Annotated in this window: 23 protein-coding genes; 11 read left to right on the top strand and 12 right to left on the bottom strand. The window is 64.8% G+C overall.

Features of this window, described 5'->3' with window-relative positions; genetic code table 11:
• Positions 1–434 precede the first annotated feature (434 nt).
• Positions 435–1,673 (top strand): MFS transporter, encoded by a 1,239-nt coding sequence (locus FJ443_RS03165; protein ID WP_140628191.1) that lies wholly within the window; start codon positions 435–437, stop codon positions 1,671–1,673.
• 84 nt (positions 1,674–1,757) lie between these two features.
• Entirely contained in the window at positions 1,758–1,988 is a 231-nt protein-coding gene (locus tag FJ443_RS03170; protein WP_140492627.1) for a hypothetical protein, read from the top strand.
• A gap of 21 nt (positions 1,989–2,009) precedes the next feature.
• On the opposite strand, the gene FJ443_RS03175 is transcribed toward FJ443_RS03170, so the two are convergent.
• From FJ443_RS03175 to hemC, 6 genes are all read right to left on the bottom strand, one after another.
• Positions 2,010–2,738: a glutamine amidotransferase gene (locus tag FJ443_RS03175; protein WP_140662730.1), complete on the bottom strand. Its 729-nt coding sequence runs from the start codon at positions 2,736–2,738 to the stop codon at positions 2,010–2,012.
• A 22-nt stretch (positions 2,739–2,760) separates the two neighbouring features.
• Positions 2,761–3,240: a TerB family tellurite resistance protein gene (locus FJ443_RS03180; RefSeq protein ID WP_140492633.1), complete on the bottom strand. Its 480-nt coding sequence runs from the start codon at positions 3,238–3,240 to the stop codon at positions 2,761–2,763.
• Between the two features lie 36 nt (positions 3,241–3,276).
• Positions 3,277–4,878, bottom strand: coding sequence for a heme biosynthesis protein HemY (locus FJ443_RS03185; protein ID WP_140513961.1), 1,602 nt, complete (start codon positions 4,876–4,878; stop codon positions 3,277–3,279).
• 10 nt (positions 4,879–4,888) lie between these two features.
• Positions 4,889–6,370 carry a COG4223 family protein gene (locus FJ443_RS03190; protein WP_140662732.1) on the bottom strand — a complete coding sequence of 494 codons (1,482 nt, stop codon included), beginning with the start codon at positions 6,368–6,370 and terminating at the stop codon, positions 4,889–4,891.
• Between the two features lie 89 nt (positions 6,371–6,459).
• Entirely contained in the window at positions 6,460–7,176 is a 717-nt protein-coding gene (locus tag FJ443_RS03195; protein WP_140662734.1) for a uroporphyrinogen-III synthase, read from the bottom strand.
• Between the two features lie 2 nt (positions 7,177–7,178).
• Positions 7,179–8,105 (bottom strand): hydroxymethylbilane synthase, encoded by a 927-nt coding sequence (hemC, locus tag FJ443_RS03200; RefSeq protein WP_140662736.1) that lies wholly within the window; start codon positions 8,103–8,105, stop codon positions 7,179–7,181.
• A 104-nt stretch (positions 8,106–8,209) separates the two neighbouring features.
• On the opposite strand from hemC, the gene tsaD reads away from it, so the two are divergent.
• Genes tsaD through FJ443_RS03230 form a run of 6 tightly spaced genes read left to right on the top strand, consistent with a single transcriptional unit; the run spans position 8,210 to position 12,239 of the window.
• Entirely contained in the window at positions 8,210–9,295 is a 1,086-nt protein-coding gene (gene tsaD / locus FJ443_RS03205) for a tRNA (adenosine(37)-N6)-threonylcarbamoyltransferase complex transferase subunit TsaD (protein ID WP_181175063.1), read from the top strand.
• 11 nt (positions 9,296–9,306) lie between these two features.
• A complete protein-coding gene (locus tag FJ443_RS03210; RefSeq protein ID WP_140662942.1) occupies positions 9,307–10,329 on the top strand; it encodes an NAD(P)H-dependent glycerol-3-phosphate dehydrogenase in 1,023 nt (340 codons plus the stop codon).
• Positions 10,330–10,352: 23 nt separating this feature from the next.
• A complete protein-coding gene (locus FJ443_RS03215; RefSeq protein WP_140492651.1) occupies positions 10,353–10,649 on the top strand; it encodes a YciI-like protein in 297 nt (98 codons plus the stop codon).
• A 28-nt stretch (positions 10,650–10,677) separates the two neighbouring features.
• Positions 10,678–11,103 carry an EVE domain-containing protein gene (locus FJ443_RS03220; RefSeq protein WP_140492656.1) on the top strand — a complete coding sequence of 142 codons (426 nt, stop codon included), beginning with the start codon at positions 10,678–10,680 and terminating at the stop codon, positions 11,101–11,103.
• On the top strand, positions 11,100–11,771 hold the full coding sequence (locus FJ443_RS03225; protein WP_140524658.1) for a methyltransferase: 672 nt from the start codon (positions 11,100–11,102) through the stop codon (positions 11,769–11,771). Before FJ443_RS03220 ends, FJ443_RS03225 begins: the two co-directional genes overlap by 4 nt.
• Positions 11,772–11,822: 51 nt before the next feature.
• Positions 11,823–12,239 (top strand): DUF1761 domain-containing protein, encoded by a 417-nt coding sequence (locus FJ443_RS03230; protein ID WP_140524659.1) that lies wholly within the window; start codon positions 11,823–11,825, stop codon positions 12,237–12,239.
• A 9-nt stretch (positions 12,240–12,248) separates the two neighbouring features.
• On the opposite strand, the gene gcvA is transcribed toward FJ443_RS03230, so the two are convergent.
• Complete coding sequence (gcvA, locus tag FJ443_RS03235; protein ID WP_140492662.1) at positions 12,249–13,181, bottom strand: transcriptional regulator GcvA; 933 nt, start codon at positions 13,179–13,181, stop codon at positions 12,249–12,251.
• Between the two features lie 165 nt (positions 13,182–13,346).
• On the opposite strand from gcvA, the gene FJ443_RS03240 reads away from it, so the two are divergent.
• A complete protein-coding gene (locus tag FJ443_RS03240) occupies positions 13,347–13,592 on the top strand; it encodes a hypothetical protein (protein WP_140554835.1) in 246 nt (81 codons plus the stop codon).
• A gap of 56 nt (positions 13,593–13,648) precedes the next feature.
• On the opposite strand, the gene FJ443_RS03245 is transcribed toward FJ443_RS03240, so the two are convergent.
• Positions 13,649–14,185, bottom strand: a complete 537-nt coding sequence (locus FJ443_RS03245; RefSeq protein WP_181165209.1) for a L,D-transpeptidase — start codon at positions 14,183–14,185, stop codon at positions 13,649–13,651.
• A 144-nt stretch (positions 14,186–14,329) separates the two neighbouring features.
• Here FJ443_RS03245 and FJ443_RS03250 point away from each other — a divergent pair, with 144 nt between their 5' ends.
• Together FJ443_RS03250 and FJ443_RS03255 are read left to right on the top strand one after the other, a co-directional pair.
• Complete coding sequence (locus FJ443_RS03250; RefSeq protein WP_140492669.1) at positions 14,330–15,013, top strand: response regulator transcription factor; 684 nt, start codon at positions 14,330–14,332, stop codon at positions 15,011–15,013.
• A 121-nt stretch (positions 15,014–15,134) separates the two neighbouring features.
• Positions 15,135–15,590, top strand: a complete 456-nt coding sequence (locus FJ443_RS03255) for a cyclic nucleotide-binding domain-containing protein (RefSeq protein WP_140492671.1) — start codon at positions 15,135–15,137, stop codon at positions 15,588–15,590.
• Positions 15,591–15,711: 121 nt separating this feature from the next.
• Here FJ443_RS03255 and FJ443_RS03260 read toward each other — a convergent pair whose 3' ends face one another.
• The 4 genes from FJ443_RS03260 to FJ443_RS03275 all read right to left on the bottom strand — a co-directional run bounded on the left by FJ443_RS03260 (position 15,712) and on the right by FJ443_RS03275 (position 20,621).
• On the bottom strand, positions 15,712–16,518 hold the full coding sequence (locus tag FJ443_RS03260; RefSeq protein WP_140492674.1) for an exodeoxyribonuclease III: 807 nt from the start codon (positions 16,516–16,518) through the stop codon (positions 15,712–15,714).
• A gap of 130 nt (positions 16,519–16,648) precedes the next feature.
• Positions 16,649–17,329 carry an outer membrane lipoprotein carrier protein LolA gene (locus FJ443_RS03265; protein WP_140513951.1) on the bottom strand — a complete coding sequence of 227 codons (681 nt, stop codon included), beginning with the start codon at positions 17,327–17,329 and terminating at the stop codon, positions 16,649–16,651.
• 136 nt (positions 17,330–17,465) lie between these two features.
• Entirely contained in the window at positions 17,466–20,132 is a 2,667-nt protein-coding gene (locus FJ443_RS03270; RefSeq protein WP_140662741.1) for a DNA translocase FtsK, read from the bottom strand.
• A 213-nt stretch (positions 20,133–20,345) separates the two neighbouring features.
• A complete protein-coding gene (locus tag FJ443_RS03275; RefSeq protein WP_140662743.1) occupies positions 20,346–20,621 on the bottom strand; it encodes a hypothetical protein in 276 nt (91 codons plus the stop codon).
• Positions 20,622–20,804 lie beyond the last annotated feature (183 nt).

The following is a 20,804-nucleotide window of genomic DNA, read 5'->3' on the forward strand; positions in this document are numbered from 1 at the left end:
AGATTGCTGGGTTACGCCTACGCTTTTCGACTATTCCAGCATAAAATGGTCTATTATTCCAATTCACGAGGGACGGCGATAAGGGTGAAGTTACGCTCGACATTATCGCCAAAACCCCAATGTATTGGTAGGTTTCGGCCAGGCCAGTGGGCAGGCCGAAAGAATGCTGCTCACGGATCGGCTTTCAAGGTTATCGCGTGCACGATGGGGGAGACATGCGGTCTTCGAGACACCCGATAGGCTTTCCTGTCCCGCCGGGTCTTGGCGGGTGAGTTTCGTGTGCGTTCGATGGAACACGTCAGAAAATCCTTGATCCAGAACCTGTTTTTTGCGCGCGTCATACGTCGAACTGGGCTAAAGGGTTCCCCGGCCGGACCAGCGTCCATCGTGGAAGTGCCCCGCCGGCCTCCATCCTTCTAACGGGGCCTCGTTCCATGACCTCCGAACAGATATCACCGGACCAGCGCTATGCCGCGTTCCGCCATCGCTCCTTCCTGAGCTATTGGGCGGCGCGCTTCCTCACCACATTCGCCACCATGATCGTGTCCGTCGCGGTCGGCTGGCAGATGTACGATCTGACCCGCGACCCGCTCGATCTCGGGCTTGTCGGCATCGTCCAGTTCCTGCCTGCGCTGCTCCTGGTGCTGGTCACGGGGGTCGTTGCCGACCGTTTCGGCCGCCGGCTGATCATGGCGCTGGCGGTGCTGCTCGAGGCGATCTGCGCGCTCGCGCTGCTCATCCTGACCCTGCGCGGCATCAGCGGCCCGCTGCCAATCTTCATCGTGCTCGCCATGTTCGGCATTGCCCGCGCCTTCTTCGGACCGGCCTCGTCGTCGCTGTTCGCCAATCTGGTGCCGCCCCGGGATTTCGCCAACGCCATCGCCTGGAACTCGTCGGCCTGGCAGACGGCGACCATCGTCGGGCCGGTCGCCGGCGGCCTGCTCTACGGCGTATCGGCCGAGGTGGCCTATGGCACGGCCACGGCGCTGATGCTCGTCGCCGGGCTGCTGATCTTCACCATACCGAGGCCGGCGCAGCGCAGCGAGACCGACAAGCCGACCATGCAGACCCTGTTCGCCGGCTTCGGTTACATCTGGGGCGAGAAGATCGTGCTTGGCGCCATCTCGCTCGATCTCTTCGCCGTGCTCCTGTCCGGCGCCTCGGCGCTGCTGCCGATCTATGCCCGCGACATATTGCAACTCGGTCCCTGGGGACTTGGTTTGCTGCGCTCGGCGCCAGGGGTGGGTGCCATCTGTGTCGCCATCTGGCTCGCTGGTCATCCTATCCGCAACCACGCGGGCCTGATCATGCTCGGCTTCGTGGCCGCGTTCGGCGCCTTTACGGTGCTGTTCGGCCTGTCGACCTTCACCTGGCTGTCGATCCTGGCATTGGCCTTCCTCGGCGCCACCGACATGTTCAGCGTCTACATCAGGGAAACGTTGATCCAGCTCTGGACCCCCGATCATGTCCGCGGCCGCGTCAACGCCGTCAATCAGGTCTTCGTCGGCGCCTCCAACGAGCTCGGCGAATTCCGCGCCGGCACCATGGCGGCGCTGATCGGCACGGTGCCTGCCGTCGTCATCGGCGGCGTCGGCGCCATTGCCGTTGCCGGCCTGTGGGCCTATCTGTTCCCGGCGCTCCGAAGGGTGCGGCACCTCAGTGGACGAAACTGACGGGCATCGAATTCAGGTCCACCGGTATCGGCGGGCTGCGAATCTGTGCTAAGCCGCCGCCCGACCAATCAAAGGACGATAACTGTGAGCGAACCGACCGTGGCTGAGGCAACCGAGAGTATCTATGTGTCGCTGCGGGCCGACAATGCCGATCTCGATGCCCATATCGCGACGCTTAAGGCAGCGCTGGCACGAGAGGGGATGAAGCAGGCGGTGTTCGATCCCACCAAACTGGCGCAGAACAACCGCTCGGGCCGCAAATTGATGCAGGCTTATTTTCGTCAGCGCGGCGTGAGCGTGACGTTTTCGAACTAGCAGGCGTTAAACGACCCGCCATCAGGGGATGGTTGTGCCGCGACCGCGCCGTCGGCCGCCGAAAATCAGCACCAGGAACTCGTCCAGCCAGCGCTTGAGGTGCATGTCCCAGATCAGCCTGCCGCCGAGATGGTCGCGGCCGGGCTGGGCGCCCGGCAATTCGAAGCGGTGCGCGCCGCGCACCACCCAGCGCTGCATCATCAGCCTGGTCAATTCGCCGTGGAACTGGATGCCCCAGGCATTGTCGCGGTAGCGGAAAGCCTGGTTGGGATAGGTCTCGGCGGTCGCCAGCAAGGTCGCGTCGCTCGGCAGCGAAAAACCTTCGCGGTGGAACTGATAGACCATTTCCGGCCAGCGCATCAGTTTCTGGCCCGCTTCCGTCGCCTTCAACGGATACCAGCCGATCTCGACAAGCCCTTCGCCATGCCCCTCGACCTTGCCGCCCAAATGGTTGACCAGCATCTGCGCGCCAAGGCAGATGCCCAGCAGCGGCCGGTTCTCGCGCAGCGGAACCTCAAGCCACTCGGTCTCGCGGCGGACGAACTCGTCCTCGTCATTGGCGCTCATCGGCCCGCCGAACACCACGGCCCCGGCATGGCCGTCGAGCGTCTCTGGCAAGGGATCGCCAAGCGGCGGGCGGCGGATGTCGAGATCGAAGCCCTCTTCGAGAAGCATGTGGCCGACGCGCCCGGGGCTCGAATTCTCCTGATGCAGCACGATCAGGATTTTCGGCTTCGAACGCGGCGGCATCGGCGGCATCGGCGGATGAATCCTATTCGTCGCTCGACGTTCCACGGGCCCCCGGCGCCGCGGCCGCCGCCTTGCGGCGCGCCTCGATGCGATCCTGGCGTTCGACGCCGATCAGCTCGGCAACGCGCCAGACCGTGTTGTCTTCCAACTCGTGCAGCTCGCCATCGGCATAGACGATCTCCCACATCAGGCCGATGAAAGCCTTGCGGCCTTCGGCATCGAGGTGGCGCTTCAGCACGCTGGTGAAGGCATAGAGGTCGATCGCCTCGTTGTCGGCGCGCTCGCCGGCGGCGGCCAGCGCGTCGAGCTCGTTGCCGCTGACCGAATAGGCCTGCGCCAGCACTGCCTTGAACCGTTCCCACTCGACGTCCTGGCGCACGCCGTCGGCGCTCATCACGTGGTAGAGCAGCGCCGAGGCTGCCACGCGCGGATCATCGGCGCTGGCGCGGGCGCCGGTGCCGGTCGGCAAATCCCTCAGAAACGACAAAACGCGTTCGAACATCGATCCATTCCCAAACGGCCGGGCCACCCAGCCAACTCAAAACAACCGGAACCGGCGCGGCGACTTTTCCGCCGCATCGTCCGGATCGACGCCGGGATCGTCCGGCAGGCGTGCCAGTTCCTGCGCCGGTTCGACGGCCTCGGCATCGGCGGGCACCGCGGCGAAAGCCTGCGCCGTCACCGGCCTGACGTGGTCCTGATCGTTCTCGGCCTGCTTGCCGGCCGTCTCGCCGCCCGGGCCAGCGTGATCGATCACCTCGACCGACTCTTCCTGCGCCGGCCTGCCCGGCGCCTCGATCGCCACCGCCGGGGCGTCCGGCGCATCGTCACGGCTGTCGATCAGCTGGCCGAGACGCTCCATCGGGGCGCGCCACTCGAAGGCGTCAAGCCGGCCGGTGACCGGCGATACCGGCGCCCAGCGCTCCGAGACGACGCCGTCGGCGACCCAGGCCGGGTCGCGCGGCGCCCGCACCGCCTTGGACAAGAGCTGTCGCACCTTGCCTTGGTCGCCCGTCTCGGCTTCTTCGATGTCGGCCAAAAGCAGATAGGCGCCCTCGCGGCGGTCCATCCGGATCGCCGCCTCGGCTTCGCGGCGGGCAGTCGCAAAATCCTGTGCATCGAGCGCGGCGCGCGCCACCGTCATCGAGGATTCGGCGTGGTTCTTCTTCATCTCCTGCAATTTCCTCGCCCGGTTGAGGCGATCGAGCACGGCGTCACCCGGCCTTGCATGGGTATAGAGCTCCGCTATCTCCGGATGCGGTTCGGCCCTCCAGGCTGTCTCGAGGATCTTCGAGCCCTTGCGCACGTCGTTCTGGCGAAACAGCAGCGTCGCAGCCGCGACCGCGGCCGGCGCGAACTCCGGCTGCAGCCGATTGGCCTCTATCGCCGCCGTGCGGGCAGCTGCGGGATCGCTGTCGGCGAGTGACTGCGCCTTGGCGGTCAACAGCACGGCGCGTCGGCGGTTGGCGGCGTCACGTTCGATCTGGCGGGTCGCCTTCTGCGCCTCGACCAGCTTCAGCGCGCCGTCCCAGTCGCCGCGCCCGGTCAGCTCTTCAAGCGTCGATTCGGCCGCCCAGGCCAGTTGCGGCGCCATGCCGGCGGCGCGCCCAGCATAGTGCCTGGCGGCATTGCGGTCCCCCAGGCGCTCGGCTTCGAGATAAAGCCCGCGCAGGCCGAGCAGCCGCATTTCGGGATCGTCGAGCATGCTCTCGAATTTCTGGCGCGCGCCTTCGTGGTCGCCTTCGAGCAGCGAAGCCTGGGCCTCGAGCAGATGGATCAATGGCTCCTGGTCGGAGCGGATCAGCTTGGCCGCTTCCTTGGTCTTCTTGCGGGCCAGCGCGCCGTCGCCGGCGCCGGCGGCGATCATGCCGGTCGACAGCGCCTGATAGCCGCGGTCGCGGCGCCGCACCCGGAAATAGCGCGAAATGGTGTAGGGGCTGTTCCAGACCGACTTGATCAGCCACCACAGGATCATCACCGCCGCGACGACGGCGACCACCGCCACCGCCGCCACCATCAGGCTGACCTGATACTGGTAGCCGTTGAAGGTGATGACCATGTCGCCCGGCCGGTCCGCCAGCCAGGCAAAGCCTAGGCCCAGCGCGAAGACGACGGCGAGGAAGAGCAGGATTCGGATCATCGCCAGTTCCTCACGCCTTCATCGCGCCTGATATCAGCGCATCGATCAGCGTCTCGACCTCGATGCGTGCCTTCAGCTTGCCGGCAAAATCGGCGCCGGCCGCCTTTGCAGGCGCGGGCAGCGTCTCATATTCTGTGAGCGCCTTGGCATAGTCGCCCTGATTGACCGCCACCTCCATGCGCGCAATGGTTTCCGGCGCGCCGGCGCCCTGGACAGCGCCGATCGGCCGGACCTTGACCAGCGATTCGGCGCTCGACAGAAGGTTCTGCAGCAGCCCGGCATTTTCGTCGACCGGCGTGGCCGCCGCGACCATGGCGTTGGCGGCGGCATCCATCTGCGATGCGATCTCGGTGCGGGTCTGGACGCCCTTTTGCGCGTAGGCGCGCAGAGCCGCAAGCTGCGGCGCGTCCGGCGCGATCGCGGCGAAGGTCTCAAGTTCGGCACCGAACGGCGCGCCACGGTCGAGCGCCGCCTTCAGTGCCGAAGCGGCGATGGCGAGCGCGACCTTCGGCTGTCCGGCCCGCGCCTCGACCTTGCCGGAAAGCTGCGACACCGACTGTTCCAGCGCGGTGAGCCGACTGTCCTGCTTCGCCGCCGCCTCGCCGGCCGATTTCACCAGCGCATCGAGGCCGGCCACCCTTTCATTGAGCGGACCGAGATCGACTGGGGCCGAGTTGCCGGCCTTACCGAGCGCCGCAACCGCCGTCTCGATCTGCCTGACCTTGTCGCCAAGCGCGGCCAGCCCGGCATTGTCGCCCGCTCCGCCTTGCTCGACCGCCGATTTGAGCGCTGCGACATCCGTCCTGACCTGATCCAACGCCGCGGACAACCCGTCGACCTTGGCCGACGCACCGCCGTCGCCGGCTTGCCTCAGATCCGCGATCTCGGTTCTGAGCGCGGCGATTTCGCCGTTGACGCCTTCGAGCGAGACGCTGGGAGCGGACCCCGGCGCGCCGAGCAGGCCGGCGAACTGCAATCCGCCGGCGCCGACCAGTGCGATGACACCGCCGATGATGCCGGCCGCGATGCCGTTGACCCGCTTCGGCGGTGGCGGTGCGGATGCGGTTTTCCCGTTCCCCGCCGAGGCGCCGGTCACTGGCCCGGCCGGTTCAGGTTCGGCGCGCTTCGCCGATGCGTCCTCGAAACTGTAGTCGAAGGCGCCGGCCTTGCCAGCGGCGTCGTCCGGGGAACTGGGGTAGGCTGCCACCGGTTCGTCCGCCTCGGCGGCGCGTTCCGCGGATCGTTCCGATCGGGGCGCTGTCGCCTCGGCGTGCTCCCAGGGTTCTAGATCGGTCTGGTCGGCGTGCACAGGCTCTTCGGGCGCCTCCGGCCGCGAGGCGTTCGCGGCTTCCTCCGCCTTGGCCTCGTCGGTTTGCGCCCCGGCCCTGGCGGCATTCTCGTCGGCGATGCGGGAAACGGCGCCGGGCTCAAGTTCGATGGTCACCGGCTCGCGGCGGCTTTTCGAATGTCGCATCTTCGGCGTCTTGACCATGCTTGGGCTCCGCAAATTCGCTTGGGGATGGTTCAAAGAGGGTCTAGCACATCACCAAGCGGTGAAAAGGGGCGGTGTGATGACGCGGCTCAGGACCCGGGCCGCAAAAGCGAAAGCAGCGCACCCTCGTCGGGCCGTGCGGCTATGTGGATACGGTCGCCAGCGACGTCGCCAAGGACGGCGGCGATGCGATGCGACAGGGCAAAAACCCGCGTCTTGTCAAAGGCTTCATGCAGCGCAGGCCGCCTGACCAGGGCCTGCAGCGCGGTAGCCGCCCTGGCGGAATAGAGCAGCACCGCATCCGCGGTTTGCCCCGACAGACGGGCAAGCACGGCCTCGTCCGAATAGGTCACGGCGAGCGTGTCGTATGTCTCGACGGGGCGGACCCCGACATCGGCAGCTTGCAGCCGCTGCTCGAATGCCGGGAAGCGCACGCGTCCGCAGAGATAGACAATGGTCTTGCCCTGGAATTCGCCGGCAAGACTGCCGGCAAGACCTTCGGCATTGCCGGGACCTTCGCTGACGGACAAAAATCCTGCTTCACGCGCGGCTTGCGCGGTCCTCTTGCCGACGGCATGGCAAGGCAAGTCCGAAAGCCGGGCGACGACCTCCTTAGGCGCAAAGCGCACGCCATTGGCGCTGGTCACCGCAACGGCCACGGCATTGCCGATGACGAGGTCCGCATCGATCGGCAACGCCACCGTCTCGGTCAGCGGCAAAAGCACCGGTAGAAACCCCATGTCCTTGAGCAGTCGCGCGGTGCGGGAAGCGCCCGGTTGAGGCCGCGTCACCAGAACGCGCTGCACCGTCAGGCCCAGCCGTCGAAGAATGTCTCGCCGGCCCTGGCCCGCACCGTCCTTGCCGCCTCTTCACCGATGCGGGCGGCATCCAGCGCCGGGCCTTTCATCTCGACCATGTGCGACTGCGTGCCATCAGGCGAGATGATCAATCCCGCGAAAGAAAGGTCCGCGCCGTCTATCACGGCATGACCGGCAATCGGCGTGCGACAGGAGCCGTCGAGGGCGGCCAGGAAAGCGCGCTCGCAAGCCAGCGCCTGTCCGGTCGGCAGGTCGTGGATGGCCGCCAGCATCTGTTCGACGTCGCCATCGCCTATGCGGGTTTCGATGCCGATCGCGCCTTGGCCCGGCGCCGGCGGAAAGATGTCGAGCGGGATCAGATTGGTGACCACGTGGCCGAGCCCGAGCCGCTTCAGCCCGGCATGGGCGAGGATGGTGCCGGCGGCGACGCCTTCATCGAGCTTGCGCAGCCGCGTCTGCACATTGCCACGAAACATCACCACGTCGAGATCCGGCCGCATGCGGCGGATCAGCGCCTGCCGCCTGAGCGACGACGAGCCGACTTTGGCGCCACGCGGCAGGTCTGCAATCGTCTTAGCCGCCTTGCCGACGAAAGCATCGCGCGCGTCCTCGCGCGGCAGAAAAGCAGACAGCTCCAGCCCATCGGGCAACTGCGTCGGCATGTCCTTCGAGGAATGCACGGCAATGTCGACCGCGCGAGCGAGCAGCGCCTCCTCGATCTCCTTGGTGAACAGGCCCTTGCCGCCAGCTTCCGACAGCGGCCGGTCCTGGATGCGGTCGCCGCTGGTCGAGATGACGACGATTTCGAACGCTTCTTGCGGCAAACCATGCGCCGCCATAAGCCGCGCCTGGGTTTCCTGCGCCTGCGCCAGCGCCAGCGGGCTGCCGCGTGTTCCGATCTTCAAGATTGTTTGCATGGCGCGCGGTCCGTGATAACCCCCGGCAGGCGAAGTCGCCTTTTCCGGGCGTCTCCTACCGGGGAATGCCCCGATACACAATCCTTGGGGACAGCGACCAATTGATCCGCGTTCTGGGCATTGAAACGAGTTGTGACGAGACCGCCGCCAGCGTCGTGGCGTTGAAGGGCGATGCCGCGCCCAAAATCCTGTCCAATATCGTGCTGTCGCAGATCGAGGAGCATGCCGCCTTCGGCGGGGTTGTGCCGGAGATCGCCGCGCGCGCCCATGTCGAGGCCCTGGACGGCATTGTCGAGGCAGCCCTTGCCGATTCGGGCGTGGCGCTGGCCGACATCGACGCCATCGCCGCGACCGCAGGTCCGGGCCTCGTCGGGGGCCTCATCGTCGGGCTGATGACGGCCAAGGCGATCGCGGCCGCAACCGGCAAGCCGCTGATCGCCGTCAACCATCTCGAAGGCCATGCCTTGACGGCGCGGCTGACCGATGGGCTCGACTTTCCCTATCTCCTGCTGCTGGTCTCCGGCGGCCACACACAGATCCTGGCCGTGCGCGGTGTCGGCGACTACCAACGCTGGGCGACGACCATCGACGACGCGCTCGGCGAAGCATTCGACAAGACGGCCAAGATGCTTGGCCTACCCTATCCCGGCGGTCCCAATGTCGAGAAGGCGGCGGCATCGGGCGATGCGGGTCGTTTTGCCTTCCCGCGTCCGATGAAGGGATCGGCGCAGCCCGATTTTTCGTTCTCCGGCTTGAAGACCGCTGTGCGCCAGGCGGCGAGCGCGATCGAGCCCTTGAGCGACCGGGACGTCGCCGACATCTGCGCGTCCTTCCAGGCGGCGGTGGCCGACGCGCTGGGCGACCGTGTCTCGCGCGCGCTCGCCCGGTTCCGCCGGGAATTCCCCGACACGGCCGCGCCGGCGCTGGTCGTCGCCGGCGGCGTCGCCGCCAACCATACGATCAAGGCGACGCTGGAACGGCTGTGCGCCGAGGCGCGCTTCGCCTTCGTCGCGCCACCGCTGAAACTTTGCACAGACAATGCGGCAATGATCGCCTGGGCCGGCATCGAGCGGATGCGCGAAGGCCTGGCGCAAGAAAACGGCTTCGATTTCGTGCCGCGCTCGCGCTGGCCGCTGGACAGCATCTCCGCGCCGATGATCGGTTCGGGCCGGCGCGGGGCCAAAGCATGAGCAAGGAGGGCATGAGCGAAGAAGGCATGAGCGGCATCGAGATCGCGCCAACCGGCTGGCGCGTTGCCGTGCTCGGTGGCGGGGCCTGGGGTACCGCTTTGGCGCTGGCCATGCTGCGCGCCGGCCATTTCGTCCGCCTTTATGCGCGCGACCCGGAGACCGTCGCCGCAATCGACCACGGCGAAAATCGACGCTATCTGCCTGGCATCGCGCTCCAGGCCGGCATCGTGGCGACGAGCAACATCCAAGCCGCGCTCGACGGTGCCGATTGCGTGCTGGCGGTGACGCCGGCGCAATCGTTGCGGGCCATGCTTGCTCACGCCAACGGCCATATGCCGGCCGGCGTCCCACTGGTGCTATGCGCCAAGGGCATCGAGCGCGACACCGGCGCTTTGCTGTCGGCGATCGTCGGGGAAATCCTGCCTGTGAATCCGGTCGCCGCTCTGTCCGGTCCGAGCTTCGCCACGGACGTTGCCCGGGGCTTGCCCACGGCGGTAGTGGTTGCCGCCCGGGACGAGGCGCTGGCGGCCAAGCTTGCCGCGCGCTTCTCGGCGGAAAATCTGCGCTGCTATTCGAATGATGATTTGATCGGCGTCGAGATCGGCGGCGCCTTGAAGAACGTCTTCGCCATCGCCGCGGGTGCCGTCACCGGCGCCGGGCTCGGCGCCAGTGCCCAGGCCGCCATGGTGACGCGCGGCTTCGTCGAACTGCGCCGCATCGGTGCCGCCTTCGGCGCCAGGCCCGAGACGTTGATGGGGCTTTCCGGCCTTGGCGACCTGCTGCTCACCTGCTCGTCCACGCAATCGCGCAACTTTGCCTACGGATTGGCGCTCGGCCAGGGCAAGCCGCTTGATGGGCTGCCGCTGGCGGAAGGCGTGCCGACGGCGGCGATCGCCGCCCGCATCGCCACCGAGCGCGGCATCGACGCGCCTATCATCGCCGCCGTCGCCGCCATACTGGACGGCACCATCACCATCCGGCAGGCTGTGGCGGCCTTGATGACCCGGCCGCTGAAGACCGAAACCGACGATTGATTCCAGCATCAGGAGACAGAGACATGTTGTTCGCGTTGATTTGCAAGGACAAGCCCGGAAGCACGCAAGTGCGCATCGATACGCGGCCGGAGCACCTCGCTTTTCTCGAAGGGCTGAACAGCGACAAGAAGCTGGCCTTCGCCGGTCCGTTCCTCGACGCCGACGGCAAGTCCAACGGCAGCCTCGTCGTCGTCGAAGCGCCTGACATGGCAGGCGCGCAGGCGCTGTCGGCCGCCGATCCCTATGCCAAGGCGGGACTGTTCGAAAGCGTCGAGGTCCGCCAGTGGAACTGGACCTTCAACAAGCCGGCGGCTAATTAATCGGCACAAGGCTGGAGGAGCAATACGAATGAACTACTGGTTGTTCAAATCCGAACCCTCGGTGTTCTCCTTCGAGGCGTTGAAGGCCAAGGGGAAGGCAGGCACGCAATGGGACGGCGTGCGCAACTATGCGGCGCGCAACAACATGAAGGCCATGCAGATCGGTGATCTCGGCTTCTTCTACCACTCCAACGAGGGGCTGAACGTGGTCGGCATCGCCGAAGTGTGCGCACTGGCTCATCCCGACACCACATCGGACGATCCGCGCTGGGAATGCGTCGACATCCGCGCCTTCAAGGATGTGCCGAACCCGCCGACGCTGGAGCAGGTCAAGGCCAATCCCAAGCTCGCCGACATGGCGCTGGTGCGGCTCGGACGGCTTTCCGTGCAGCCGGTGACGCCGGCCGAATGGAAGGAAGTCTGCCGCATGGGTGGCCTGACGCCGGCTCCGTGACGGTTCTCACGAGCCATAGCGCGGAACGCTTCATCCTCGACAATACGGCGCTGATGGCGCCGCCGCATGTGCCGGAGATTGCGCTGTATCTTGCCGACGAGGCGCATGATCTGTGGCAGCGGACGGAGGACGAGCTGGTCGAGATCGGGCTGCCGCCGCCTTTCTGGGCCTTTGCCTGGGCCGGCGGCCAGGGGCTTGCCCGCCATATCATCGACAACCCGGCCATGGTGCGGGGCAAGCGCGTGCTCGACTTCGCCTCCGGCTCCGGTCTCGTCGCCATCGCCGCAGCAAAAGCCGGCGCGGCAGGGGTGACCGCCGCCGACATCGACCCGTTCTGCGCCACGGCGGTCCGCCTCAATGCGCAAGCCAATGGCGTCGCCGTCGAATTCGTCCAGGATGACTGCGTCGGAACGGATGCGGACTGGGACGTGGTTCTTGCCGGCGATGTCTTCTACGACAAGCCGTTCGCAGACCGGCTGACGCCCTGGTTCGCGGCTCTGAAGCGGCGCGGCGCCGATATCCTGATCGGCGATCCCGGCCGCTCCTATCTGCCGCGGTCGGGGCTGGAACCGCTTGGCGTCTACCAGGTGCCGGTGACGCGGGCGCTCGAGGATGCCGAAATAAAACGCACCACCGTCTGGCGGTGGAGCACCGAGCGCCCGGCTTGACGCCGCCACTGAACAGGCGTTTCCATGAGCTCCGTATCAGAGGGGAATATCATGGATTTTTCAGCGGTTAACTGGCTGGCGGTGATCGTCGCCGCAATCCTGGCGTGGCTGTTCGGCGCCGGCTGGTACACCGGTTTGAGTAAGCCATGGCTGAAGGCTGCAAAACTCGATCCGGCGACCATGAAGAAATCGTTGCTGCCGTTTCTCATCTCTTTCATCGCCGAGTTGGTCATGGCGCTTGTGCTGGCCCTGGTCGTCGGCGCGGTGACTGGCGGCGAGCCGACATTGCTGGCGGGACTGGTCTTCGGTTTCGTGCTTTGGCTCGGCTTCGTCGCAACCACGCTGTCGGTCAATCATCGCTACGAGAATTTCGGCTGGGACCTGACCGTCATCGACGGCGGCCACTGGCTTGGCGTGCTGTTGATCGTCGGCGCCGTGGTCGGCTGGTTCGGCGCCGCAGCGAGTTGAAGGCCTCCGCTACACCCGGTCCGCGGTTTGGGATTTTGCCATTTCCTCCAGAATCCACGTGCGAAAGGCAACGATGCGCGGATCGTTCACCAATTCCTTGGGATAGACCAGGAAATAGGCGAATTCCGGCGCGACCTTGATGCCGAGTTCGAAAGGCCGCACCAACCTACCTTCGGAAAGGTCGTTGGCCACCATGGCGAAATCGGCGAGCGCCACGGCGCTGCCCTCCATCGCCGCCTGGACCGCGTCGGCCGAGGTGCCGAAAACGATGGTGCGGCTGTCGTCGAAATCGTCGACGCCGGCTGCCGCCATCCACATGCGCCAGTTCGGCCAGGTCACGCCCTGACGCGCCCATTCGATATGGGCAAGCGTGTGATGGAAGAGATCGCGCGGTTCGCGCAGCGGCGGACCTGACGCCAGCAGGCTCGGGCTGCATACCGGGATGATGACGTTGTCGAACAGCCGATGCGCGCAAAGTCCCGGATATCTGCCGGCGCCGAAGCGGATGCCGACATCGACATCGTCAAGGTCGAAATCCCGCAATCCGTAGGCGATGTCGAACCTGAGTTCGATGCCTTCATGTTTTTTTCGAAAATCCTCGACCCGCCGCATCAGCCATTTCGTCGCGAATTGGGCGTCGAGCGTCACTTTCAGCAGCGTCGTGCCGCGCGTCATCTTCTGTGCCCGCGAGACGGCCTTGCCAAGCAGGTCGAGCGCATCGGCAGAGGCCTCGAACAGCACCGTTCCGGCCTCCGTCAGCCGGATGCTGCGGCTGGAGCGCGTGAACAGGACGATGCCGAGCTGGTCTTCGATCTCCTTGATCTGGTGGCTGACGGCGGCTGGTGTCAGGCCGAGTTCGTCGGCGGCCCGGGTGAAATTGAGATGCCGGGCCGCTGCCTCCAGCGTCCTCAGCGCCCGGGTTCCCGGCACCAGGCGGGCCATCAGCGTGGCCCCAGAACAGACGCGGTCATGGCGTCCTGATCCTCAAAGAAAACTTGATAATCCGGAAAGAACTACTCGTTTCTCTCCAATCTTTCAATCGGGCATGATGCGACCATCGAACCAATATCAAACCGGATTTTATGTCCGGATGGAAGGAACCGCATCATGTCTCACATAGCTTTGAGAGCTCCCGCGAGCCGGCTGAACTGGCTGACCGCCGCGTTCGACTGGCTCCGCCAGGCCAAGGTCGCGGCAAGCCTGCCGCAGGACGACATCGAGGACCTGTCGGATCGCCAGTTGCGCGATGTTGGCGCCACGCGCAAAGACGTCTCCCGCGCCATGGACCGCGAACTCGGCCGGCTGGGCCTGCTCGACATCGGCTGGCAGGTAAGGAAAGGGAATAGGAATTAGGAGTAGGCAATAGAAAGAGAACCCTACTGCCTACTGCCTATTCCCTACACCATTCCCTACCTTACCACCCTCACCACCGTCCGGTCCGACAGCAGCGGCAAAAGGCGCGCCATCGTGCGTGCGGTCACCGCGACGCAGCCTTGCGTGGGCGTGAAGCCCGGGCGCGCCAGGTGGAAGAAGATGGCGCTGCCGCGTCCGCGGCGGCGCGGCGTTATATTCCAGTCGAGCACAAGGCAGGCATCATAGAGCCTGTCGTCGCGCCGCATGCGTTCGTGGCTGGCGCCGTAGGGGATCTTGACTGGCCTGTTATAGTTTCGGTCGTCGGGCACTTCGCACCAGCCGAGATCAGGCCCGATCGGCGTCATCGCCAGCCGGGTGATGCGGCCGCTGGAGAAGTGGTCTCCCCGGAAATAACCCGACAGGATCCGCATTTGGCCAAGCGGCGTGGCGCCGTCGCCTTCGCGCTTGCCCGCCGAGATGCCGCCACGCCCCAGCGCGCAGGCAAACACCGTTCTGCCCGCCTGCAGCAGCCCCTGGCTGGGACGGCCGGGCCTCGCCCGCACGGTCAGCACCCGCAGTCCTTTTCGCAAAATTGCGCCGGCTGCATTGCGATCGTGTTTTTTCTTGTATGATCGTGCCACGGAACAAATCACTGTGATCGGCTGTTGTGCCGGTCAGCTTCCGCATAAACAGGCAGCGGTCAACTGAATTTTCTTTTCAAAACAACGGATTGATCCATGACTTCACGAACCATCCTGATCGTCGACGACGATGACGACCTGCGCGGCACGTTGGTCGAGCAATTGTCCCTTTATGAGGAATTCGACGTGCTGCAGGAGTCCACTGCGGCAAAAGGCGTCGCCGCGGCGCGTGGCGGCCTCATCGACCTGCTGATCATGGATGTCGGCCTGCCCGACATGGACGGCCGCGAAGCGGTGAAGATCCTGCGCAAGGGCGGCTACAAGGCGCCCATCATCATGCTGACCGGCCACGACACCGATTCGGACACGATCCTCGGCCTCGAAGCCGGCGCCAACGACTACGTGACGAAGCCGTTCCGCTTCGCGGTGCTTTTGGCGCGCATCCGCGCGCAGCTGCGCCAGCACGAGCAAAGCGAGGACGCCACCTTCTCGGTCGGCCCCTACACCTTCAAGCCAAGCCAGAAGCTGCTGATCGACTCGCGCGGCGCAAAGGTGCGGCTGACGGAGAAGGAGGCCTCGATCATCAAATATCTCTACCGCGCCGACCAGAAGGTGGTGACGCGCGACGTGCTGCTCGAGGAGGTGTGGGGCTACAATTCCGGCGTTACCACGCACACGCTGGAAACCCATGTGTATCGCCTGCGCCAGAAGATCGAGCGCGATCCTTCCAATGCGGAAATTCTTGTGACAGAAAGCGGTGGCTACAAGCTGGTTCCTTAAACATTTTATTATCCAATAAGCGGTCTGGGCGGGGCTGCTTTTGGGTGCGATCCTGTTGGAGCGGGATTCTGGATCGCACCGCAGAGGAGGGATTGGACTGACCGTTCGGGGACACAGCTAGATGGCGCTGGATGACGACATCCGCATCCTGTCAGCCGTGAGGCTTTTCGAGGGCTTCACGCAGGAACAATTGCGCCTGCTCGCCTTCGGCGCCGAGACCATGCTGCTGCAGGCAGACCACAAGCTCTATCGCGAGGACGATATGGCTGATTCGGCCTATATCGTGGTCAGCGGAGAGATCGTGCTCTACCGCGAGCAGACAGGCGAACGCATCCCTATCGGCACGGCCGGCCCCGGCACCATGCTGAGCGAACTGGCGCTGATCGCCGACACCAACCGGCTGACCAGTGCATCGGCCGCGGTCGATTCGGAGGTGATCCGGCTCAGCCGAAAGATGTTCCGCCGCATCCTGGAGGAATATCCGGATTTGGCGGCACAGCTCCACCAGCGCATCCTGGAAGACTTTCAGGCAATGATCCACCGCATCGAGAAGCTGGCGCCGCGCTTTTCCGAGTGAACGGGAGAGACAGGTGGAGTTCCGGCTGGTCGCGCCACCGAAAATGACCTGCCCTTCATCATGGCGACCGAGCGGCTTGACGCAATTGTCGCCGGAGTGGGAAAAGCGCCGGCCCGGCTGATCAGTCCAGGTTGAACCGCGCGATGACCGGAACATGATCCGAGGGACGTTCCCAGCCACGCGCCGCCCGCAGGATTTCGTAGCCGGTGAAATCAGGCACCAGGTTCGGTGACGACCAGACATGGTCGAGCCGCCGGCCGCGGTTGGATGCCTCCCAGTCCTGCGCGCGGTAGCTCCACCAGGTGTAGAGCTTCTGTTCTGATGGCACGTTGAGCCGCATCAGGTCGACCCAGTCGCCGGCCAGCCGCATGGCCTCGAAACTCTCCGTCTCGACCGGTGTATGGCTGACCACGTTGAGCAGTTGCTTATGCGACCAGACATCGTGTTCGAGCGGCGCGATGTTGAGGTCGCCGACCAGGACCGAGGCGGACACTTCGCTGTGTTCGGCGCGGATTGCGTTCATCTCGGCGACGAAATCGAGCTTGTGCCTGAACTTGCGGTTGACCTCCGGGTCCGGTTCGTCGCCGCCCGCCGGAACGTAGAAATTGTGCAGCAGGATCGTCTTGCCGCCGGCCCGCACGGTCACCGACAAATGCCGGCTGTCGTCGATGTCGCAGAAGCGGCGCTTCTCGACCACCGCGATCGGCCGGCGCGCGACCGTCGCCACGCCGTGATAGCCCTTCTGACCGTGAAAGGCGATGTGCCCGTAGCCGAGCCTGCGGAAGGCCTTTTCGGGGAACAGCTCGTCGGGAACTTTTGTTTCCTGCAGGCAAAGCACATCGGGCGCGTATTCATCGAGCAGGCGCTCGATGATCGGCATGCGCAGGCGAACGGAATTTATGTTCCAGGTGGCGATGGAAAAGGGCATTTGGCGGGTCCGGCGAAAGATCGCCGAACTACTGCCAGCCCCGCGCCATAAAGACAAGCATTGCAGCAGTTGCGGAGGTCGGCGCCGCGCCGCCGAAACTGCACGAAAGGCTTCGCCAGCGCGAGGAAAGCTATCTGGTTTTCGTATTCAGCTCGCGATTGGCCGTATAGTCGATGGCAAACGTGTCGGGAGCGAAGCTGACGCCTTCCTTGGTGTTGAAGATCATCACCGTGGTGTCCTTGCCCTGCGCATCGGTGATCGTCCACTGGCGCAGATCATAGGTCTTCGGATCGAACATCATGGTGATCCGCGCATTGCCGAACACCGACTTGTCCGAGAGCTGGATGGTGGTGAGGTCGTCCTCTTCCTTGACGCTCTTGACGCGGTTTCCGGAGAGGTCGATCCGGTCGTCGAGCAACAGTTTCAGCGGCGTCTTCGACAAGGGATAAAGATCGGACGTGTTCAGTTTCTTGTTGAGGATGACCACCGACTTGCCGTCCGAAATCACCCGGAAATTCGAGGATCCGTCATAATTGAAGCGGATCTTGCCCGGTCTTTCCAGGAAGAACTTGCCGCCGGTCTGTTCGCCCTTGGGGCCGAACTGCACGAATTCGCCGCTCATCGACTTAACCGAGGAAAAATGATCGGCGATCTTCTGCGCGGCTGCCGGCACGGCCGCCTGCGCGGACGCCAGCAACTCGAATCCGGGCACCACGTTGAGGGCGGCAGCGCCCGCGAGCACCAGGCCGAGGCCAAGCAACTGGCGGCGCGTCGGGGCAAGATCGCCGAGCGCGGAAAGATCGTTTTTCATGTCGGTCACTCTCATCTTGAGTCCTGATTTGTTGTTGTCCTGAACCCCCAGTTGGGCTGAAGTTTGACGGCGCGAACACTGCTTGACCGCTTGAACGCGCCAGAAGGTTCAAAGTTGCCGCCGGTATCTTTCGCGATCAGAATTTGTCCTCTTCGGTCGGCACCAGGATCTCGCGTTTTCCGGCATGGTTGGCGGGGCCGACAATGCCTTCTTTTTCCATCTTCTCGATGATCGAAGCGGCGCGGTTGTAGCCGATGCCCAGACGCCGCTGGATGTAGCTGGTCGAGGCCTTGCCGTCGCGCAACACCACGGACACCGCCTGGTCGTAAGGATCGTCGGAATCCTCGAAATTGCCGCCGCCGCCGCCCGAGCCGCCCTTGCCGGAGGGCTCGTCCTCGTCCTCATCATCGTCCTCGGTGATGGCGTCGAGATATTCCGGCACGCCCTGCAGTTTCAGATGCGCGACGATCTTCTCGACCTCGTCGTCGGAGACGAACGGGCCGTGCACGCGCTGGATGCGGCCGCCGCCGGCCATGTAGAGCATGTCGCCCATGCCGAGCAGCTGCTCGGCGCCTTGCTCGCCCAAGATGGTGCGGCTGTCGATCTTCGACGTCACCTGGAAGGAGATGCGGGTGGGGAAGTTGGCCTTGATGGTACCGGTGATCACGTCGACGGACGGACGTTGCGTCGCCATGATGACATGGATGCCGGCGGCGCGCGCCATCTGCGCCAGGCGCTGGACGGCACCCTCGATGTCCTTGCCGGCAACCATCATCAGATCGGCCATTTCGTCGATGATGACGACGATGTAGGGCATCGGCTCGAGGTCGAGATTCTCGGTCTCGTAGATCGCCTCGCCGGTCTGGCGGTCGAAGCCGGTCTGCACCGTGCGCGAGATCTTTTCGCCCTTCTTCTCCGCCTGTTGGACGCGTGCGTTGAAACCGTCGATATTGCGCACGCCGACCTTCGACATCTTGCGGTAGCGGTCTTCCATCTCCCGCACGGTCCATTTCAGCGCAACCACCGCCTTCTTCGGGTCGGTGACGACAGGCGTCAAAAGGTGCGGGATGCCGTCATAGACCGAGAGCTCCAGCATCTTGGGATCGATCATGATCAGCCGGCATTCCTGCGGCGTCAGCCGGTAGAGCAGCGACAGGATCATGGTGTTGATGGCGACCGACTTGCCCGAGCCGGTGGTGCCGGCGACCAAGACATGCGGCATCTTGGCGATATCGACGATGACCGCCTCGCCGTTGATGGTCTTGCCCAGCGCCAGCGCCAGCTTGGCCTTGGTGGTCTCGAAATCGCGGCTGGCCATGATTTCCCTGAGATACACCGTCTCGCGCTTGGCGTTCGGCAATTCGATGCCGATGGCGTTGCGGCCCGGCACCACGGCGACGCGGCAGGCGATGGCGCTCATCGAGCGGGCGATGTCGTCGGAGAGGCCGATGACGCGCGATGATTTGATGCCTGGCGCAGGCTCCAGCTCATAGAGCGTGACGACGGGGCCGGGGCGGACATGGATGATCTCGCCCTTGACGCCGAAATCCTCCAGCACGCCTTCGAGCAGGCGGGCGTTCTGTTCCAGCGCGTCTTTCGAGAGGCTCGGGTCGCGCGCGACGTTCTTCGGTTCGGACAGGAAATGCAGCGACGGCATCTCGAATTTTTCCGAGCCGATCAGCGAGGCCTGCGCCTCGCGCTGGACGCGCGCACCCGGAGCCGGGCGCGGCGCCGGCGCTTCAACGCGCGTGGCGGCATCCGAGCGGAACGGCTGGACCTTGGCGGTGGAAGCCGCGCGACGCTGGACGAGGGGTTCATCGTCGAAATCGACATCGTCATCGCCGGTGTCGAAGCGATCGTCGAAGACGTCATCGTCCGGATCGACGGAAACGCTGCGGTCGTTGACCATGGCGGCGAAGAATTCCGGTTCGACGCGGGCACGGCCATCCGGGCTCATCCGCTGCTCGGCGAACTCGGCCGATTCGACCCGTTCGGCGGCACGCCGCCAGGCGCTGGCGCGCGGCTCCATTCCCGGCTCGAATTCGTCCCGCCGCTGCCTGCGGCGCACGGCGCGGCGGTGCATCCACGCGCGGAACGAAAGCCACCAATGGGTCATTGCGCCGAGCGCCAGCATGCCTTCGTCGCCTTCATCCTCGTCATTGTCGAACAGCAGCTCATCCTCACGCGGATCGGCGGCGGCCGGTTCCTCCATGACGGCGAAACCGTTCTTGCGTGCGATCAGCGCCGAACCGTAGGCGAACAGCCATAGCGCCGGACCGGCCATCAGAATGGCGAGCACGCTGGCCACCAGCCCGGTCGGATAGCCACCGATGACGAGGCCCGGAATCTTCAGTACCATGTCGCCGAACACGCCGCCGAGCCCGGTCGGCAGCGGCCAGGTCTTGGGCGGCACCACGCAGCCGGCGATCGCGGCGGCCAGCAGGGCAAAGCCGAACCAGAACAGACCGCGCCTGGGCAGCCTGTCGACGCCACGCGCCGAAAACAGCAGATATCCCCAGATCACGGCCGGAACCAGCGCCGCCACGGCGGCAAGGCCGAAGAACTGCATGGCGATGTCGGAGAAGACAGCACCCGCATAGCCCATGGCATTGGTGACGGTGTTGGCTGTGGCGTGCGAGAAGCTCGGGTCGGCGACATTCCAGGTGGCCAGGCTGGCGACGCCGAAAGCGGTGAACGCGAACATGCCGGCGCCGACAAGCCGGCCGACCTGGCGTCGCGCGAATGCCTGGATGCCGTGCCCCGTATCGGTCAGCGCGAGCGGTGCTGAAGCCCCTGAACGCATGCTCTTCCCCGTCAGTGATTGCCTGGCCCGAGCGCGTGACGCACTTCGGCAGATTTGGCTGCCAGACTATGCGTGGGAAGGTTAAGGCCGCATTAACCATGGCAAGGGCCCCAGCCGCCCGCCGCAAATAACAATGGCGAGCCTCACGGCCCGCCATTTCTGCATCGGCAACGGCAGGGTGACCAGGCTCGGTGGGCCTGATCCGCTGCGGTCTCAGTTGGCTCCGCCGAGCGCCTGGACATTGGCGCAGAACTCGGCGTGCGGCTTGCTCATCGCCGCGTCCTGGCATTCCTTCTTCATCGTATCCTGCTTTTCCATTGGCATGGCCATGAAAGCGGTCTTGAATTCCGCCATCGGCTTCATGGTTTTCATGCTGGAATCGGTGAAGAACGGGGCCATATTGTCGGGTTCGTCGAGAGCCCCGGCAAATGCCATGCCGCTGACGATGGAAAGAGCGAGCGCGCCGAGACAGATATTCTTGACGTTCATTGGATAGTTTCCTTCCCTATTGTTTGAAACGACCGCCGAACAGTGGTCGTGCCCGGGAGTTCGATGCCAAGATGCCCGATGTTTCCTCGAAAATCTCAATCACGCGAACGTGATTGTGCTCGTTCAATCAAACGGACTCAAAAAAGAGGCCCGGAGCGATCCGGGCCTCAAGGCGTGAGCACC

Origin of the sequence: Mesorhizobium sp. B2-6-1 (assembly GCF_006440475.1) — a bacterium.
Classification (GTDB): domain Bacteria; phylum Pseudomonadota; class Alphaproteobacteria; order Rhizobiales; family Rhizobiaceae; genus Mesorhizobium.

Excerpts from the sequence above, each read along its gene's own strand:
- FJ443_RS03165 (WP_140628191.1), top strand. The coding sequence starts at position 435 with ATGACCTCCGAACAGATATCACCGGACCAGCGCTATGCCGCGTTCCGC.
- FJ443_RS03175 (WP_140662730.1), bottom strand. The coding sequence starts at position 2,738 with ATGCCGCCGCGTTCGAAGCCGAAAATCCTGATCGTGCTGCATCAGGAG.
- FJ443_RS03180 (WP_140492633.1), bottom strand. The coding sequence starts at position 3,240 with ATGTTCGAACGCGTTTTGTCGTTTCTGAGGGATTTGCCGACCGGCACC.
- FJ443_RS03185 (WP_140513961.1), bottom strand. The coding sequence starts at position 4,878 with ATGATCCGAATCCTGCTCTTCCTCGCCGTCGTCTTCGCGCTGGGCCTA.
- FJ443_RS03190 (WP_140662732.1), bottom strand. The coding sequence starts at position 6,370 with ATGGTCAAGACGCCGAAGATGCGACATTCGAAAAGCCGCCGCGAGCCG.
- hemC (WP_140662736.1), bottom strand. The coding sequence starts at position 8,105 with ATGCAAACAATCTTGAAGATCGGAACACGCGGCAGCCCGCTGGCGCTG.
- FJ443_RS03210 (WP_140662942.1), top strand. The coding sequence starts at position 9,307 with ATGAGCGAAGAAGGCATGAGCGGCATCGAGATCGCGCCAACCGGCTGG.
- FJ443_RS03215 (WP_140492651.1), top strand. The coding sequence starts at position 10,353 with ATGTTGTTCGCGTTGATTTGCAAGGACAAGCCCGGAAGCACGCAAGTG.
- FJ443_RS03220 (WP_140492656.1), top strand. The coding sequence starts at position 10,678 with ATGAACTACTGGTTGTTCAAATCCGAACCCTCGGTGTTCTCCTTCGAG.
- FJ443_RS03230 (WP_140524659.1), top strand. The coding sequence starts at position 11,823 with ATGGATTTTTCAGCGGTTAACTGGCTGGCGGTGATCGTCGCCGCAATC.
- gcvA (WP_140492662.1), bottom strand. The coding sequence starts at position 13,181 with ATGGCCCGCCTGGTGCCGGGAACCCGGGCGCTGAGGACGCTGGAGGCA.
- FJ443_RS03240 (WP_140554835.1), top strand. The coding sequence starts at position 13,347 with ATGTCTCACATAGCTTTGAGAGCTCCCGCGAGCCGGCTGAACTGGCTG.
- FJ443_RS03250 (WP_140492669.1), top strand. The coding sequence starts at position 14,330 with ATGACTTCACGAACCATCCTGATCGTCGACGACGATGACGACCTGCGC.
- FJ443_RS03255 (WP_140492671.1), top strand. The coding sequence starts at position 15,135 with ATGGCGCTGGATGACGACATCCGCATCCTGTCAGCCGTGAGGCTTTTC.
- FJ443_RS03260 (WP_140492674.1), bottom strand. The coding sequence starts at position 16,518 with ATGCCCTTTTCCATCGCCACCTGGAACATAAATTCCGTTCGCCTGCGC.
- FJ443_RS03265 (WP_140513951.1), bottom strand. The coding sequence starts at position 17,329 with ATGAAAAACGATCTTTCCGCGCTCGGCGATCTTGCCCCGACGCGCCGC.
- FJ443_RS03270 (WP_140662741.1), bottom strand. The coding sequence starts at position 20,132 with ATGCGTTCAGGGGCTTCAGCACCGCTCGCGCTGACCGATACGGGGCAC.
- FJ443_RS03275 (WP_140662743.1), bottom strand. The coding sequence starts at position 20,621 with ATGAACGTCAAGAATATCTGTCTCGGCGCGCTCGCTCTTTCCATCGTC.